This is a genomic window from Streptococcus mitis NCTC 12261 (assembly GCF_000148585.2).
GTDB classification, from domain to species: Bacteria; Bacillota; Bacilli; order Lactobacillales; family Streptococcaceae; genus Streptococcus; species Streptococcus mitis.
The window spans coordinates 1,355,851-1,374,289 of record NZ_CP028414.1; the positions used below are offsets into that span (position 1 = coordinate 1,355,851).

14 protein-coding genes are annotated in these 18,439 nt (G+C 41.5%); 2 read left to right on the plus strand and 12 right to left on the minus strand.

The window, feature by feature from the left end; all coding sequences use genetic code 11:
• Positions 1 to 198: 198 nt before the first annotated feature.
• Positions 199 to 1,683, plus strand: coding sequence for a virulence transcriptional activator PclR (pclR, locus tag SM12261_RS06915; RefSeq protein ID WP_001245187.1), 1,485 nt, complete (start codon positions 199 to 201; stop codon positions 1,681 to 1,683).
• Between the two features lie 50 nt (positions 1,684 to 1,733).
• On the opposite strand, the gene yaaA is transcribed toward pclR, so the two are convergent.
• The 6 genes from yaaA to SM12261_RS06945 all read right to left on the minus strand — a co-directional run bounded on the left by yaaA (position 1,734) and on the right by SM12261_RS06945 (position 10,025).
• The gene (gene yaaA, locus SM12261_RS06920) at positions 1,734 to 2,462 is read right to left on the minus strand and encodes a peroxide stress protein YaaA (RefSeq protein ID WP_000697786.1); all 729 of its coding nucleotides are present in this window, start codon (positions 2,460 to 2,462) and stop codon (positions 1,734 to 1,736) included.
• Between the two features lie 78 nt (positions 2,463 to 2,540).
• A complete protein-coding gene (locus SM12261_RS06925; protein ID WP_000508321.1) occupies positions 2,541 to 2,705 on the minus strand; it encodes a YczI family protein in 165 nt (54 codons plus the stop codon).
• Positions 2,706 to 2,874: 169 nt separating this feature from the next.
• Complete coding sequence (locus tag SM12261_RS06930) at positions 2,875 to 4,470, minus strand: hypothetical protein (RefSeq protein ID WP_000822852.1); 1,596 nt, start codon at positions 4,468 to 4,470, stop codon at positions 2,875 to 2,877.
• Positions 4,471 to 4,481: 11 nt separating this feature from the next.
• The gene (locus SM12261_RS06935) at positions 4,482 to 4,892 is read right to left on the minus strand and encodes a peptide deformylase (protein WP_000412230.1); all 411 of its coding nucleotides are present in this window, start codon (positions 4,890 to 4,892) and stop codon (positions 4,482 to 4,484) included.
• Positions 4,893 to 5,021: 129 nt separating this feature from the next.
• Positions 5,022 to 7,190, minus strand: a complete 2,169-nt coding sequence (locus tag SM12261_RS06940; RefSeq protein ID WP_000534926.1) for a mucin-binding protein — start codon at positions 7,188 to 7,190, stop codon at positions 5,022 to 5,024.
• Between the two features lie 138 nt (positions 7,191 to 7,328).
• A complete protein-coding gene (locus SM12261_RS06945) occupies positions 7,329 to 10,025 on the minus strand; it encodes a cation-translocating P-type ATPase (RefSeq protein WP_000032421.1) in 2,697 nt (898 codons plus the stop codon).
• Positions 10,026 to 10,331: 306 nt separating this feature from the next.
• Between SM12261_RS06945 and mntE the strand changes: the two genes are divergently transcribed.
• A complete protein-coding gene (gene mntE / locus SM12261_RS06950) occupies positions 10,332 to 11,531 on the plus strand; it encodes a CDF family manganese efflux transporter MntE (protein ID WP_000813940.1) in 1,200 nt (399 codons plus the stop codon).
• A 20-nt stretch (positions 11,532 to 11,551) separates the two neighbouring features.
• Here mntE and SM12261_RS06955 read toward each other — a convergent pair whose 3' ends face one another.
• The 6 genes from SM12261_RS06955 to glmM form a co-directional block, all read right to left on the minus strand.
• Positions 11,552 to 13,423, minus strand: a complete 1,872-nt coding sequence (locus SM12261_RS06955) for an ABC-F family ATP-binding cassette domain-containing protein (RefSeq protein ID WP_001279117.1) — start codon at positions 13,421 to 13,423, stop codon at positions 11,552 to 11,554.
• Entirely contained in the window at positions 13,420 to 14,619 is a 1,200-nt protein-coding gene (locus SM12261_RS06960; protein ID WP_078228358.1) for a CCA tRNA nucleotidyltransferase, read from the minus strand. Before SM12261_RS06960 ends, SM12261_RS06955 begins: the two co-directional genes overlap by 4 nt.
• Complete coding sequence (gene dapB, locus SM12261_RS06965; protein WP_000027873.1) at positions 14,616 to 15,383, minus strand: 4-hydroxy-tetrahydrodipicolinate reductase; 768 nt, start codon at positions 15,381 to 15,383, stop codon at positions 14,616 to 14,618. The genes SM12261_RS06960 and dapB overlap by 4 nt, the downstream gene beginning before the upstream one ends.
• Positions 15,384 to 15,771: 388 nt before the next feature.
• Complete coding sequence (locus tag SM12261_RS06970) at positions 15,772 to 16,620, minus strand: DegV family protein (RefSeq protein ID WP_000762173.1); 849 nt, start codon at positions 16,618 to 16,620, stop codon at positions 15,772 to 15,774.
• Position 16,621: 1 nt separating this feature from the next.
• A complete protein-coding gene (locus SM12261_RS06975; protein ID WP_001050081.1) occupies positions 16,622 to 16,996 on the minus strand; it encodes a DUF1149 family protein in 375 nt (124 codons plus the stop codon).
• 73 nt (positions 16,997 to 17,069) lie between these two features.
• Positions 17,070 to 18,422 carry a phosphoglucosamine mutase gene (gene glmM, locus SM12261_RS06980; protein ID WP_000521447.1) on the minus strand — a complete coding sequence of 451 codons (1,353 nt, stop codon included), beginning with the start codon at positions 18,420 to 18,422 and terminating at the stop codon, positions 17,070 to 17,072.
• Positions 18,423 to 18,439 lie beyond the last annotated feature (17 nt).

Here is an 18,439-nt window from a genome sequence, read left to right on the forward strand (position 1 = left end):
TTTTATAGTTCTCACTCTACAACTATTTGATATATAAATCAATATTTTCTATGTAATTAATATATTCTCTTTTTGTACCTAAAAGCCACTTATATTATTCTAATTTTTCTGACTAATTCAGACACTTTTTCTACTCCAACATTTTTGTACACTTTAGACAATAATATGATATAATGAAATTTGGAGGAAATTACCTACATGCGCAACCTTTTATCCACAAAAGCTCAAAGACAACTACGCTTAATGGAGATCTTAATCCAGAATCGTAATTGGATGAGATTACATGAACTCGCTGACAATTTAGGATGTACAGAACGAATTCTAAAAAGTGATTTAAATGAATTACGTACCGCCTTTCCAACTATCGATATCCAATCTTCTATTAACGGAATTATGATAGATTTAGATATGCAGACTAGCGTGGAAGATGTATATCAACATTTTCTTGCCCATTCTCAATCTTTTCAATTACTAGAGTATATGTTCTTCAATGAGGGGTTACCTATTTATCGAACGATAGAAAATCTTCACTCTAGTAATGCCAACCTCTATCGATTGGGCAGAAATATTACAAAAACTCTGTCAACTCAATTCCAAATTGAACTATCATTTACTCCATCCGAAATACGTGGCAATGAAATCGATATTCGCTATTTTTTTGCCCAATATTTTTCTGAGCGCTATTATTTCCTAGACTGGCCTTTTCCTGACCTTCCTGAAGAGGATTTAACAGAGTTCACTGACTTCTTCTATAAGATCACGAATTATCCAATGCGATTTTCAATCTATAGAATGTACAAATTGATGATAGCCATCAGTATTTACCGCATTAAAAACGGTCATTTCATCGACTTACCAAATCATTTCTACGATGAATACTACCCTCTTTTGATGAGTATTCCAAACTTTGAGGAGATACTTGTCCATTTTTCTGAAAAACTGGGACTGGAAATCACCCCAGATATCATTGCCCAAATTTTTATATCCTTTATTCAAAACAATCTTTTCTTAGATCCTCAAGAATTCTTCAACTCTTTAGAAGATAACAGTGAAGCAAGATACTCTTACCAATTACTTAGTCAAATATTAGAACGCCTAGCAAAACAATATAAGATTACTTTTACTAACCACGATGAGCTGATTTGGCATTTACACAACACTGCTTTCTTTGAAAGACAGGAAATCTTTTCTACCCCAATCTTATTTGAACAAAAAGCATTGACGATTAAAAAATTTGAAGTTTACTTCCCAGACTTTATGGGAAGTGCACGTCAAGAACTGGCCCAATATCGTCAGGCAATTGGACAGCATGACCATCCTGAACAGTTGGAACACTTGATGTACACCATCTTAACCCATGCTGAAAACCTCTCTACTCAGTTGTTAGAAAATCGACCACCTATCAAGGTTTTGATTATCAGTAATTTTGACCATGCTATATCCCTTACCTTTGTTGATATGCTTTCCTACTACTGTAATAACCGCTTTACCTTCGATACTTGGGATGAATTGGAAACGAGTCCTGAGATTTTAAATCAGACAGGTTATGATATCATCGTGTCTAATTTCTATATTCCAGGAATTACCAAGAAGTTTATTTGTCAAAATCATCTGTCAATCATGGATTTGGTTAATCATCTTAATACTTTATCAAATGAGATTCATTTGTCCAATACTTTATAAGCTAGAAAAAAGTCAGCATAATCCTGCTGACTTTTTCTCTTATCTGATTTCTAAACTTCCTTAACAAAAACCAATTCCTGTGGTTGTGACAAATCTTCTCGGTAGGCAAATCCGGCAAAGTTCAAGCGACGTGCTTCCTCCACAGTTTGTACTTGATTTTCTATTAGAGATGTTAGGAAGGCACCACGCGCTTTCTTGGAAATGGTTGAGTGAATCTTCAGCTGACCACCTCTATCCTCCATGAATTTGAAGGTCACCATTTTTTCTCTGATTTCCTTAGAAAACACAGTTTCAAACTCTGACGACAAGAGGGAGAAAATTAGGTCTTCACCATTCATAGCCTCATCATAGGCTGCCTTCCAATGGCTCTTCAAAGTCTTACCAGCGACTTTTAACTTCATCAAAAAGTCCAAACGGTGAGGGGCCATAGGTGACAAGGCTGGAACAACACCGTACAAGGCCGAGGTAATGAAGACATGATTTTCAAGATAGGCTTGTTCTGCCTCGTCCAGTTTGTCTCGCTTGATATGACGGTACATAAGCCCATCAAAAAGTTTCAAGGCTGGATAGTGTTGAGCAGTTTGTTTTTTTAAAGTTTGGATATTTTGAAATTCTGCCACAGCTTTCTCGGCTGAAACTTTGTAAAAACTCTCCAATTGACTAACAGAATAGAGAGCCAAGGCATCCAGCACGGCCTGACTTTCTGGTTTTAAAGGAGTGGCTTCAATACTTGGCAAGTCTGTGTTCATTTCTTTTGCTGTTGGGATTAAAATTTTCATATTGATAGTGTAGCATATTTTTTTGCCACTACCAAGAAATTCATCTGAAAAACCTCGGTTTGACCGAGGCTTCTCTATTTATTTTGGCCATCCTAACCAGACAGCCACGAGAACAAGGGCTAGGCCAGCTAAACTTGTTAAGATAGATAAGAATTTATCTTTTTTCTCCTTGAACTGAGAAAAACCTATCTTCAAAGCGAGCAGTCCGAGTAGCATTGAAGCAAGCATCACATAAAAACCCATTTCTTTGTCCTCCATTAGGCTTAATTTACCTTATTATAACATATACTTCTTAAATAAAGCTTTTTTATACTCAATGAAAATCAAAGAGCAAACTAGGAAACTAGCCGCAGGCTGTACTTGAGTACGGCAAGGCGACGTTGACGTGGTTTGAAGAGATTTTCGAAGAGTATTACTGTACTTTAAAGGTCTTGAGATAGTTGTCTTTTCCTACTTGACCTTCGAAGGTTTTACCATTTTCAAGGTAAGGAAGGTCATCTGAGACTGAGGCCTTGACTTTGTATATCTTGCCATCAACTTTAAAGAAATATACGGTGTCGCCCTTGATAACAGCTGATTTGAGGTCTGCCACCACACCCTTAATGCTTTCTGTTGTTTCATTATCAATTTCAAGGTCGTTTTTATTGGCGTACTTGCTGAGCAGTTCTTCCACTGTCGTAGCTACGATAACATTTTGGTACTCGACTGCATCAACCAAGGCGTACTCTTTGACCAAACCAGCATTGTCCTTCAAGCCCATGATGTAGAGAGGCTTGTCATTGAGGTTGATGAGGATTGGGAAGGTTGCCTTGTAGGATTTCTCCTGAACAGCACCTTCGGCTGATTCACGGGCTGATTCTTCGGTCGCAGAAGCCAAGCTGTACTTAGTGATTTCTCCTGTTCGCATATTTTCTAGGATAAAACCAAGATTACTTTCATCTGCATTGGCCGACGTCACACCTGTGTAGAGATAGATGTCATTGCCGATAGACAAGTAATTATAGCCCTTGGTAGTCTGGGTCACGTTTTTCTTGGAAATCATAGCATTCCAGAAACCGTCCTTGTACTTGCCGTTGTAGTTGATTTGCTCAATGGTTTCCTCAGCTGGATAGACCCTGTCTACCCATTCTGGGACTTCTGATAAGCTGTATTCCTTGGTTTCTCCATTTGTAGCATCCAAGATAATGACTGAAACAGGACGGGGAACCGCAAGTCCAAATTGCTTTTGGTAAACCGTAGCCACATAGAAAGGATTACCTTCATCGTCCACCTCAAAAGATGGAGTCTTGAAGATTTTAGTTGGGTACTTCAAGCGCAGGTGACGCTTGACATCACGGTTAAAATACTCCGAATCCGAATACTTGATTGGTGTCTTCAAGTCCACCAAGTCCGCATTTCCAGTCACCATGTCTACCTTGATATACTCGCCGATTCCCTTGGCCTGATTATTAAACCACTTGATAGGATCTGCGTATTCTAGTGGTGTAACCCGATAAGGCTTCCCATCAATTGTCAATTGGGTATAGGTATCTGCCGCTACGTACTGCGACACCTTATCTGTTAGGGAACCCAAGTAGCGGTCCCCAATTTTTTCAGCGGTACTTCTATCTAAGATAGGAACCTTACTGGTATCAGTCTTAGGAAAATCAGTAAAGTCTTTTTCCGTAACCGTGACTACATTGGCATAATTTTTAGCCTGAAAAATGCTAGAAGTTACCAAGGAAACCAAGGCTGCTAAGAGAAGAATTCCTCCAATAGAAGCTAAAAGGATTTTCCCTAACCGATTGATTTTGAAACCCTCAAGATTTAAGGCAGCTTCCGCCTTTCCGTGGCGCACATGAACCGTTTTGACCAGATTGATTCCCTTGCCAAAGCCAAATAAGATTGCTACAACCAGCAAATGCCCACAGAGGAAAAAGAGAAATTCCCAGCTGGTCAGGTTAAGAGGCGGTAAAAAGATATACCAGGTCGTTGCGATAAAAATAAGTTCAAAGACTATTCGTTTCATTTGCTTTCCTCCTAAATGATTCGTCCTTCCAAGTGATCCAGTTCATGCTGGCAAATCTGAGCCGGGAAGCCTGTCAAAGTAATGGTCTGTTCCTGCCACTTGCTGTCACAATAGGCAACCCTTATGATTTCATAACGCTTAGTAGGTCTCACACCTGTCAAGGACAAACAACCTTCCTCTGTCTCATAAACTCCTTCAGAGGACAGGAGCACTGGGTTAAACATGACCACAGGAACCAAGCCAAGATTAAAGATAATCACGCGCTTCTGCACCCCAATCATATTGGCAGCCAGACCGACACAAGTCTCACGATTTGCTAAAAGCGTATCCTGCAAATCTCTAGCAAGATAAAGGTCTTCCTGACTTGCCGGCTGAGACACCTGAGATAAAAACAAAATATCCTTTACAATTTTCTTCTCCACTTCCTCACACTCCACTTACTTTTTACTATATTATAGCAATTATAGCACAAAAGCCGATAACTGCAAGCCCTTTCCCTAAACTGTAGCAAAAAGCCATCCGAAGATGACTTTTTTTCTATTTGTAAATTCTTAATCTTTTTTAACTTTAAACAATAGGACGCCAGATAGGGCTGATAAGAATCCGACTACTAGCAAAATAGAATCATGACTAGCTGTCTCTGGTAGTTTACCAGCTTCCTTTGTTTCACTTATTATTGGAGTTTCTGGGTGCTTTGGCTCCTCAGGCGCTGGACTTGCTGGAGTCTTTGGTTGCTCAGCAGTCGGAACTTCAGGTTGCTTGGGTTCCTTAGGGGATGGTTTTTCGGGAACCTTAGGTTGAGCAACAGCTGGAACTTCGGGGCGCTTTGGCTCCGCAGGTACTGGACTTGCTGGAGTTTTTGGTTGCTCAACAGTCGGCACTCCCGGCTGTTTAGGGTCCTCAGGTGTTGGTTTTTCAGGATTCTTAGGTTGATCTACCGTCGGTACTTCTGGGTGCTTTGGCTCCTCAGGGGTTGGAGCTTCTGGCGTCTTGGGTTGATCACCTCTTGGTGGTTCTGGCTCAGTAGCTTTCACAGGTAGATAATTGATTATTGTGTCTTTTGTAAAATCTTCTGGTACTTCAGGTAATAAGTAACCCAATTCTGGATGCGAAGAATCCTTCAACACCAAATCAGTAGCTGATGTCACAGCCTTATAACCTTTAAGATAAGGGATTGTTCCTAAACCTGGATTGCTAGCAAGACCTGCTTTAGCAGGATTACCATCTTGGTCATTGGGATATTGAATCAAAGCCACATTCTCATTTGCAGTTGGAGAAATGGCTATCCATTTTCCTAATTGTTTGTAGTAAACAGTTTCCCTAATTACAGGATCTGTTACTGCCACTGTTTTCTCTGCAACTGCTTCTTTATCTGCCACCAAGCCTTTTAGCAGTGGTGTCGCTACTTTAGATAGATTTGGTTGATCACTCGTCCAATCACGATAATAAAGGTCTCCTCTTACAAAATCAACCTTGGCAACGCGTTTGAAATCAACTTGATCATTTCGATCTTCAGCAACCTTATCATGTGTCACAAAATCTCGATAAGCAATGTTTCGGTCAATAGATTTTTTATTGACGATTTTAGAAACACTGGCAGGCCATAAAGGTGAATCTTGAACATCCTCATCAACTTTTTTATGAGCAGTTGGAATTCTATCTTCAGGATAAATAAATTCTAGGCGAGGGGTTAAAGCAACCTTAAATATTTGACCAGTCTTACTATCTTGGTCAAAATATTGTAAACCTCGATCATAATCACTTGATACAAGATCGTATCCTTGTCGCTTGTAGTCACTAATCGTTTTTAGCGTACTGTATTCAATAGGATAACCAGATTCCCCAGTAACTGTATCTTCCTTCAGTAGCTTGTTTTCACTGATATCCACATAGCTAATCTTGGCTGTTTGATTTTTAATATGCTCCTGTTTTATTTTCCAGTTAGAATAGGAAATTTCCTTAGTAACAAGATTAACAGTCGCATAGCGTTCAAAGGAAATACTTTGTTTTTTCTCAGCAAAGGCTTCTTTACCATTATTCTTATATTTATATTTAATGATTCTTTGAATCGTTCTCTCTAAAGGCCTTTCTTGATTGGTTCTGATCTTTTCAGCATCTGCAGGCCACTTAGGACTATCGACAACACCAGCTTCCACCTCTTCATTTGACTTAGGATTAGTCTGGTTTTGTAAGCTAATCACTTCATGTTTTGGAGTTAATTTAATAGTATACGTTTGCGGAGTCTGATCATCTTGAAACAGCTTCTTCGATTCATCCGTTTTCAAATAACCATCTTCAACCAATACATAGCCATTCCATTTGAACTCACTAATTTTCTTTCTCGTATCGTAGTGAAGATCCTCTCCCACCTTACCAGTACGCTCATCTGAAAAAAGTTTTTTCCCTGTTGATTCATCAATATAATTAAATTCAACACGAGATTCCTTTTCAGTCACTTTAGGAGTATCTAAATGTTTTTCTTCAAAATGTTGCTCTTCTGAAGCAGTAGCTTCTTTTTCTGAACCCTCGACAGACTTATCCTTGTCAATGCTTTCGCTAGAAGGTTTGTCTGTTTCTAAGATATGACTAGCTGCGAGCGTTTCATCTGCAGATACACTCCCAACAGAGCCAGCTAAAAAACCTAAACCACAAGCCACAACAACTGAAGCAACACCCAAACTCAATTTACGGATAGAGTAAATACATTTTTTACTTCCCATGATTTCCCCCTAAGTTATTATTTACTATTCTTATACCTAATATTTTAGTAAGCGGCATTACATTTAACATCTCTTTTTTAAAGTTTTTTCTATTCTTTTTAAAGTTATTTAAAAAAGCCATCCGAAGATGACTTTTTTTTAAATCGCATTCTTGTCAAAACCGAGTTTACGTTGGATAAATTTAACGATTTCGACGATGATAATCATTGAGAAGCTTCCACCCATAACGATTCCCCATTGTGACAAGTCTAGTTTGGTTACGTGGAAGATTCCTTCAAGCGGTTCTACGACGATTGTTGCCATGAGAAGGATGAAGGATACCAAGATAGACCAGTTAAATGTCTTAGACTTGAATGGACCAACTGTCAAGATGGATTGGTAAACAGATTTGACATTGTAGGCATGGAAGAGTTGAATCAAGCCAAGGGTTGCAAAGGCCATAGTTAGGGCATCTGCATGAATGGCATGATTGTCACCCACATGAACTGGGTAAGCAATCGCAAGTCCATAAACACTCATAACAATAGCTGCTTGGAGTACACCTTGATAGATGATAGAACTCACAACACCACCTGAGAAGAAGCTTGCCTTGCGTCCACGTGGTTTATGATTCATGACACCAGGCTCAGCAGGTTCAACACCAAGAGCGATAGCTGGGAAGGTATCTGTTACCAAGTTGATCCACAAAAGATGAACTGGCTGCAAGACGTCCCAACCAAACAAGGTTGATAGGAAGATGGTCAATACTTCAGCAGTATTAGCAGAAAGCAAATACTGAATAGTCTTTTGAATGTTTGAGAAGACCTTACGTCCTTCTTCAACTGCGACGATGATGGTCGCAAAGTTATCATCTGCAAGAATCATGTCAGATGCCCCCTTAGAAACCTCTGTACCAGTGATTCCCATACCGATACCGATGTCTGCTGTTTTCAAAGCTGGCGCATCATTGACACCATCACCTGTCATAGCAACGACTTTACCTTGTTTTTGCCAAGCCTTGACGATACGAACCTTGTGTTCTGGAGACACACGGGCATAAACAGAGTATTGACCAACTACTTTTTCAAAGTCTTCATCTGACAGTTCGTTGAGCTCAGCACCAGTTAAAACGTGACCTTCTGTATCGTTTGCATCAATGATTCCCAAACGTTTGGCAATAGCTTCTGCAGTGTCTTGGTGATCACCCGTAATCATGATTGGACGAATTCCCGCTTCCTTAGCCACACGAACAGCCTCAGCTGCCTCAGGACGTTCAGGGTCAATCATCCCAATCAAACCAGTAAAGATTAAATCATTTTCAAGCTCTTCAGAAGTGAGGTTTTCTGGAATGCTGTCAATAATCTTATAAGCACCAGCAAGGACACGCAAGGCTTGGTGAGCCATTTCAGAATTGTTTGTATGAATGAGGTTTGTAACTTTCTCATCAATCGGAGCAATATCCCCAGCCTTATCACGAAGAACACAACGTTTTAAGAGTTGGTCTGGCGCACCCTTGACTGCTACAAGGAATTTACCATCTGGCAATGGGTGAACCGTTGACATGAGCTTACGGTCAGAGTCAAATGGCAATTCAGCTACACGAGGATATTTGTCTAAAAATCCTTTGACATCGTAACCCTTATCCAAGGCATACTGGATAAAGGCTGTTTCGGTTGGATCACCAATCAGGTTGCCTTCCACATCTATTTTAGTATCATTGGCCAAGACAACTGAACGAAGAAGGGGCATTTCAAGCCCTAGTTCAATATCATCAGCTGAGTCATGTAGGATTGCATCGTAGAAGACTTTTTCGACGGTCATCTTGTTCATGGTCAGCGTACCAGTCTTATCAGAAGCGATGATTTCAGTTGAACCAAGGGTTTCTACTGCTGGCAACTTACGAACAATAGAGTTTCGTTTGGCTAAAACTTGCGTACCAAGGGCAAGAACGATGGTCACGATAGCAGGAAGTCCTTCTGGGATGGCTGCAACAGCAAGCGCAACAGAGGTCATCAACTCACCAAGTGGATTTTTCCCTTGAATGAAGACACCCACTACAAAAGTAACAAGAGCAATAACCAAGATAGCATAGGTCAAGACCTTAGAAAGATTGTTCAAGTTTTGTTTGAGGGGTGTATCCGTCTCATCAGCGTCTTGAAGCATGCCTGCGATATGACCGACTTCTGTGTACATACCTGTATTAACAACAACACCCATTCCACGACCATAGGTCACGTTTGAGTTTTGGAAGGCCATATTGACACGGTCACCAATACCAGCATCTGCAGCAAGCTCGACTGTCAAGTCTTTTTCGACTGGCACAGACTCGCCTGTCAAGGCAGCTTCTTCGATTTTAAGAGAATTGGCTTCTAGCAAACGTAGGTCTGCTGGCACCACGTCACCTGCTTCAAGAGAAACGATATCTCCAGGGACCAATTCTTTAGAGTCAATCTCCGCCATATGCCCATCACGAAGGACACGTGCAGCTGGACTTGACATGGATTTGAGGGCTTCGATAGCTTCTTCTGCTTTTCCTTCTTGATAAACACCGAAGGCAGCATTGATGATAACCACGGCTAGGATAATGATGGCATCTGCAATATCTTCTCCACCAGAAGTCACGACTGACAAGATAGCTGCCGCAACTAGGATGATAATCATCAAATCCTTAAACTGTTCGATGAATTTGACCAGGATTGATCGTTTCTCACCCTCTTCGAGTTCATTGTGGCCAAATTCGGCAAGGCGTTTTTCTGCCTCGCTTGATGACAAACCTTGCTCGGTCGCATCCACAGCCTTCAAGACCTCTTCAGGACTTTGAGTGTAAAACGCTTGGCGTTTTTGTTCTTTTGACATGTGTCTCCTCCTTGACATTGTGTGCTAAACAGACTCTCTTTTCCTCATCGTATCTTTTCACGACAAACAAAAAGAGACCTGTTAATCATAACAAGTCTCGCTGTTTAAGATAGGGCCGGAAAACATACTTTTCAGTATAAAATTCGGAATGACGACACTATCACAGGTTTCTGCCAGCTACTCCCTTGAGTAGTACTATTATACCAAATTTTGAAAAATTTTCAAAGAGTAAAAAATGCCTTATTTGAATTTTCCCTTGAAAACCAGTATAATGGTAGAATGCTATGTGACTAGAAAGGAAGTTGAATGAAGCAATCTATTTCAAATCTCAAGTTGGCGGAACGTGGTGCCATTATCAGCATTTCGACCTACCTGCTCTTGTCTGCAGCCAAATTAGCAACTGGCCACCTTCTTCATTCATCCAGTTTGGTGGCAGATGGTTTCAATAACGTATCCGATATCATTGGAAATGTGGCCCTCTTGATTGGGATTCGAATGGCACGCCAGCCTGCAGACCGTGACCACCGTTTTGGTCACTGGAAGATTGAAGATTTGGCTAGCTTAATCACTTCCATCATTATGTTTTATGTTGGCTTTGATGTGCTGCAGGATACCATTCAAAAGATTCTCAGCCGGGAAGAAACGGTCATTGATCCTCTGGGCGCAACTCTGGGAATCATTTCTGCAGCGATTATGTTCATAGTCTATCTCTACAATACTCGCCTCAGTAAGAAATCCAACTCCAAGGCACTGAAAGCAGCTGCCAAGGATAATCTTTCTGATGCTGTTACATCACTTGGTACGACCATTGCCATTCTTGCTAGCAGTTTCAATTATCCTATTGTGGACAAACTGGTCGCCATCATCATCACTTTCTTTATCTTGAAAACTGCCTATGATATCTTCATCGAGTCTTCCTTTAGCCTTTCAGATGGTTTCGACGACCGTCTGCTTGAGGACTACCAAAAAGCTATCATGGAAATTCCCAAAATCAGCAAGGTCAAGTCCCAAAGAGGTCGTACCTACGGTAGCAATATCTATCTTGATATCACCCTGGAAATGAATCCTGACTTATCAGTTTATGAAAGTCATGAGATTGCGGATCAGGTCGAATCCATGCTGGAAGAGCGTTTTGGAGTTTTTGATACCGATGTCCATATCGAGCCAGCACCTATCCCTGAGGACGAAATTTTAGACAATGTCTATAAAAAATTACTTATGCGTGAACAATTGATTGACCAAGGAAATCAACTGGAAGAACTCTTAGCTGACGATTTTGTCTATATTCGTCAGGATGGAGAGCAGATGGATAAAGAGGCCTATAAAGCCGAAAAAGATTTGAATTCAGCTATCAAGGATATTCAGATCACTTCCATCAGTCAAAAGACCAAACTCATCTGCTATGAGTTAGATGGTATCGTCCATACCAGTATCTGGCGCCGTCACGAAACTTGGCAAAATATCTTTCACCAAGAAACAAAAAAGAATAGAGAAATCCTGTCATGAGACGGGATTTTTCTATTCTCCTAGCTATCAAATTCACTTAGGTATTCATAGCGTTCGTATTTTTCAAGGAGTGCCTCGTTTTTCTCATCCAGTTCTTTTTGGAGAGTCGCTAGTTTGCCAAAGTCAGAGCCGTTAGCCTGCATTTCCTCTTCAATCGCAGCGATACGATTTTCCAAGGCTTCAATATCGCCTTCAATGTTTGCCCACTCCTGCTTTTCTTGGTAGGTCATGCGTTTCTTCTCTTCTCGCACCTTGACCACTTTTTCTTTTTCAGCCTTTTGCACTTGATTGGCCATCTCTGTTTCAAAGGCCTTTTCATCAAGGTAGTCAGTATAATGACCAAAGAATGGACGAATCTTGCCATCCTCAAAAGCTAGAATCTTGGTCGCTACCTTATCCAAGAAATAGCGGTCATGGCTAACTGTCAAGACAGGACCTGCAAAGCCTTGCAAAAAATTCTCCAAAACTGTCAAGGTCGCAATGTCTAGGTCATTGGTTGGCTCGTCCAAGAGAAGAACATTTGGTTTTTCAAGGAGCAGTTTGAGAAGATAAAGGCGTTTTTTCTCTCCACCAGACAATTTCTCAATCAAGGTTCCATGCGTCGAACGTGGGAAGAGGAACTGCTCCAGCAATTCCGCAATGGAAGTCGTAGAACCACCGCTGGTCTTGACCTCTTCTGCCACTTCCTGCAAGTAATTGATAACTCGCTTGCTCTCATCCAATCCCTCAATTTGCTGAGAGAAATAGGCGATGCGAACTGTTTCCCCAATCACAACTTGTCCTGCTGTCGGCTCAAGACTGCCTGCAATCAGATTAAGCAGGGTTGATTTTCCAACACCGTTGTCCCCAACGATTCCAATACGATCTTTGGCCTGCACCAAGAGATTAAAATCTTGCAAAATAGGCTTGTTTTCATAGGCAAAGGAAACATCCTGAAACTCGATGACTTTTTTACCGATCCGACTGGTTTCAAAGTTTATGGTTAAGTCTGTCTCAGCAGCACCACCTGAAACTTCTTTCTTCAAGTCATGGAAACGATTGATACGAGCCTGCTGCTTGGTCGCACGCGCCTGCGGTTGTCTGCGCATCCAGGCCAATTCTTGCTTATAAAGTTGTTCCTTTTTATGAAGTAGAGCCGCGTCGCGCTCATCCTGTTCCGCCTTTAGGCGAACATAGTCCTGGTAATTTCCCTGGTACTCGGTCAAACCTGCGCGATCCAACTCGAAAATACGTGTTGACAAAGCGTCTAGGAAATAACGATCGTGGGTGATAAAAAGGACGGTCTTCTTGGAATTTTTTAAAAAGAGGGTCAGCCACTCAATAGTCGCAATGTCCAGATGGTTGGTCGGCTCATCCAAAAGCAAAAGGTCGTGATTACCAAGTAAGACTTGTGCCAACTGAACCCGTCTTCTCAGACCACCTGACAATTCCCCAACAGGAGTAGATAAGTCCTGAATCCCCAGCTTGCAGAGAACCGTCTTAACCTGACTCTCAATTTCCCAAGCTTGAAGAGAATCCATCTCAGCCATGACCCGTTCCAAACGAGCCTGCTTGTCCTCACTGTAGTTGAGCATAATCAACTCATATTCACGAATGAGCTGGATTTCCTTTAGTTCACTAGATAGAACCGTATCCAAAACTGTCTTTCTATTATCAAAATCAGGATCTTGAGTCAAGTAACCAATTTGGTAATCATTCTTAGCTGAAAAAGGACTAACATCCCCATCAAAGCCAGAAACACCAGAAAGAACATCTAAAAGGGTGGTCTTGCCAGTCCCATTGACACCGATTAGACCAATTCTGTCTAGGTCATGGATGATAAAGGAAATATCCTTAAAAACGGTCTTGTCACCAACGGATTTGCTTAGTTTTTCAACGATAAAATCACTCATTTTTTCTCCCTTAGATAAGCATGGATGGCTTGACGGTCATTTTCCAATTCTCCATCGACAATGGCAAACTCTATCTCTGTTAAAATCTCTCCCAAATCTGGACCTGGTTGATAGCCATATTCCTTGATCAAAATACCACCGTTGATTTGGATTTCTTTCTTGTCATGAATGGTCAGACTCTGGTAGGTTTCTGTGATGACTTGTGGGTTGACTGGTTTTCCCTGAGCCTGACGAAGATTTTCAGCCTGTAAAAGAAAATCCAAGTCAAAGCGATAACAATCGCGCTTGCTCAATTCTCCCTTTTCACGCAAGGCCAAAATAGTCAGTAAATCCTGAACTTGCTTAGCAAACTGACGTGAGGTCTTCCAAGCCTTCAAAAATGGCTGCGCATTTTCAATCTCCAAAGCCCACAGTAGAGCAGCCCAGGCTTGCTCTGAAGATTCAAAGGTGAAATCAGTCTCCAAATCAAACAGTCTGTTAAGTTTGTCTTTGCTAGATGCCATATCAGGGAGATAGTCATAAGCTTGACTCTCAATCATGGAAGCCAAACCCCTTCTCCAAAATGGAGCCAGCAAGAGTTTATCAAACTCAACGAAGGTACGCTCCACAGAAATTTTCTCCAAAAGTGGCGTCAAGGTCTTCATTGCTTTAAACGTTTCTGTCTCAAGTTCAAAACCAAGACTGGCTTGAAAACGGAAACCACGCATAATCCGCAAAGCATCTTCGTTGAAACGCTCACTTGCCACTCCAACTGCTCGTAAGACTTGCTTTTCCAAATCTTCTAAACCATGAAACAAGTCAATGATTTCTCCTGTATCGTCCAAGGCAAAGGCGTTGACTGTGAAATCACGGCGTTTGAGGTCTTCTTCTAGCGAGCGCACAAAAGAGACCGCACTGGGTCTGCGATAGTCCACATAGACATCCTCTGTCCGAAAAGTAGTCACCTCATACTCCTCGTCCCCATCTAAGACCAAGACAGTTCCATGCTCGATTCCGATATCGGCTGTTCGCGGAAAAATCTGCTTGGTTTCTTCTGGATAAGAAGACGTCGCAATATCCACATCATGGATAGGACGATTGAGGAGGGCATCTCGAACAGAACCTCCAACAAAATAGGCCTCAAAACCTGCTTCTTTAATTTTTTCTAATACTGGTAAAGCCTTCTGAAATTCAGAAGGCATTTGCGTTAATCTCATAATAAGTGTTCTAATCCATAGACAAGCTCATGACGCTTGACAACTTCTTTAATTCCCAAATTCACCCCTGTCATGAAGGAGCTGCGATCATAGGAGTCATGACGGAGTGTCAATCCTTCTCCCTGATTGCCAAAGATGACTTCCTGATGGGCTACCAAACCTGGCAAACGAACTGAGTGGATGCGCATGCCATCAAAGTCAGCACCACGAGCACCTGCAATCAATTCTTCCTCATCTGCTGCACCCTGCTGGATAGACTCTCGAACTTCTGCCATTAACTCAGCTGTTTTAATAGCAGTTCCACTCGGAGCATCCTTTTTCTTGTCATGATGGAGCTCGATAATCTCCACATTTGGGAAATATTTAGCAGCCTGCCTTGCAAATTGCATGAGTAAAACAGCACCCAAGGCAAAGTTAGGAGCGATCAAGCCACCCAAATCTTGAGCACGAGAAAATGCTTTTAGCTCTGCAATCTCTTCACTCGTGAAACCTGTTGTCCCAACTACTGGAGCAAAGCCATTTTCAAGAGCAAAGCGTGTATTTTCATAGGCAACAGCTGGTGTAGTAAAGTCTACCCAGACATCTGCTTCAAAACCGACCAAATCAGCCTTATCCTTGAAAACAGGAATACCCTGCCATTCTGATTCAGACTCAAAGGGATCCAAAACTGCTACCAAGTCCAAGTCTGGATCAGCCAAGACCATCTGACAAGCAGCCTGGCCCATCTTTCCCTTAAAACCAGCAATAATTACTCGAATACTCATCTCTACTCCTGACTAAGATACAAAGGACGATAGCTGCCCTTGAAAAATAGGGAATGACGCTGACTTTCCATGAAAGGCAAGACAGGCATCTTTTTTCAAGAGGCAGGTAGTCCGTGTTCAATTTCTAAGATACAAAGCCTGTAAGAGCACAACGTGAAAATAGGAGTTCTGATCAAGGAGTAAATACTCCTTGGAAGACCTATCTTTTTCACAGAGGGTTCCAGGCGTGTTCAATTATCAAGATACAAAGGGCCTTAGCTGCCCGTGAAAAATAGGGGATGGCGCTGACTTTCCACAAAAGGCAAGACAGACATCTTTTTTCAAGAGGCAGGTAGTCCGTGTTCAATTTCTAAGATACAAGCCTTCTTAACTAGTCTAGAAGTGCTAACTAAATCACTGGAATATAACCCAGAGCAATACTTCCTGCTCCTAGGTGTGTTCCAATGACACTACCAAATGTAGCAAGTGAAATATCCGTACCCACTTCAGAATCTAGCAAGTGCTGACGCAATTCTTCAGCCTTTTCAGGAGCATTCCCGTGAATGACAATGATACGGTATTGGCCTGAAGCTGTTGCTTCCTTGATAATCTCAATTAAACGCTTGGTTGCTTTCTTTTCAGTACGAACTTTTTCGTACACTTCAATCACACCTTGGTCATTAAAATAAAGAATCGGCTTAATGCTTAGCAGATTGCCCAAAATCGCAGCTCCATTTGAAAGGCGTCCCCCTTTAACCAAGTGGTCCAAGTCATCCACCATGATGAAAGCAGATGTGTGACTAATCTGAATAGCTAGCTTATCCTGAATAATGGCAAAGTCATCGCCCTGGTCTCGCCAGTTAAAGACACTTTCAACCATGATACCCAGAGGAGCACTTGTGATTAAAGTGTCTGGAAAAGCAATGGTTAAGCCCTCATAGTCATCCACCATATACTGGATATTTTGGTAAAAACCTGAAATTCCAGAAGATAGGAAAAGCCCTAAAGCATGGGTGTAACCTTGTTCTTTGAGCGAAGTTAGAATCTCATCTAACTTGGCAATACTTGGTTGACTGGTCTTAGGCAATTCAGAGGCCTGAGCCATTTTTTGGTAAAATTCCTCAGCAGTCAGATTGATGCCTTCGACATACTCCTCACCATCAATATTGACAGGAATATCCAAAACAAATAAATCTTCTCTTTGCAAGGTATCTGCACTGAGATAGGCAGAGGAATCTGTGATAACAGCTAATTTCATATTAGAACTCCAAATTGATTCCTGGTAAGTCTAATGCAATTTCAGTTACTTCGTAAGTTAAACGGTTGAGCATATTCAAACATGGACGAGCCAAGGTTTCCACTTCTTCTTGGTTCAATTCACTTGGTTCGTTAACAATACGACCATCGATATGGTTCACCTGTGAAATGGTTCCACTGATGACAAATTTATCAAATACAATCATAAAACTCAAGACAACAATCAAGGAAGTCACTTGATTTTCTTGGTCATGTTGAATTAATTGGAAGTTCACATCCACCTTAGTTTCAGGAGCTCCATTTTCATTTTCCCATTCAAAATTACGCGCATCAAAATGATACTGACTAACAAATTCTTGTTCACGTTTAAGATTCATGTCTTTCTCCCTCGGCTACAATATTATAAGCTATTGTACCATAATTTTTTATTTTCATCTAGTTTTCTAGGATTTAGTCAATCCCGATTTCAGCTCGAACTACGTCTGCGATAGTATCAACATAGTAGTCCACTTCTTCTGTTGTAGGAGCTTCTGCCATAACACGCAAGAGGGGCTCTGTTCCACTTGGACGAACAAGGATACGCCCATTCCCTGCCATTTCTTCTTCCATCTTCTCGATAATGTCCTTGATAGCTGGCACTTCCATAGCCTTTTCCTTCATAGCATTTTCCACTCGGATATTGACTAATTTTTGTGGATAGATGGTTACTTTTGCTGCCAACTCTGACAGGCTCTTACCAGTTTCCTTCATGATTTTTGTCAATTGAACAGCAGATAATTGGCCATCACCTGTTGTATTGTAGTCCATCAAGATGACGTGACCAGACTGTTCACCACCAAGGTTGTAGCCTGATTTTCGCATTTCTTCAACAACGTAACGATCGCCAACTGCAGTGACTGCCTTGTTAATGCCTTCACGATCCAAGGCCTTGTGGAAACCAAGGTTAGACATAACGGTTGTCACGATTGTATTTTGCGCCAATTGTCCTTTTTCAGAAAGGTATTTTCCGATGATGTACATGATTTTATCACCATCAACGATCTCACCATTCTCATCGACAGCAATCAAACGGTCACTGTCTCCGTCAAAAGCCAAACCGATAGCTGAGTCACTTTCTTTGACCACTTCTTGAAGGGTTTCTGGGTGGGTTGAACCAACATTAAGGTTGATGTTAAGACCATCTGGTGTTTCCCCAATAACAGTTAATTGAGCACCAAGATCTGCAAAGATTTGACGGGCACTTGTAGAAGCTGCACCATTAGCCGTATCCAAGGCAACCTTCATTCCTTCAAGAGGAGTTCCAGTTGAAACAAGATATCCTTCATACTTACGCAAACCTTCTGGATAATCTACCAAGGTTCCCAAGCCTTCAGCACTTGGACGAGGAAGAGTGTCTTCCGCAGCATCTAGCAAGGCTTCAATTTCTGCTTCTTTTTCATCATCTAGTTTGAAACCATCACCACCAAAGAACTTAATCCCATTATCAAGGGCTGGGTTGTGGCTAGCAGAAATCATGACACCTGCACTGGCTCCCTCAGTTTTTACCAAGTAAGCTACTGCTGGTGTTGCAAGGACACCAAGTTTGTAGACGTGAATCCCTACAGAGAGGAGACCTGCCACCAAGGCAGATTCTAGCATTTCCCCAGAAATACGTGTGTCACGTCCTACAAAAACTTTCGGCGCTTCCGTTTCATGTTGGCTAAGAACATAGCCTCCAAAACGTCCTAGTTTAAAGGCCAATTCTGGCGTTAATTCTACATTAGCTTCTCCACGGACTCCATCAGTCCCAAAATATTTACCCATTTTTATAAAATCCTTTT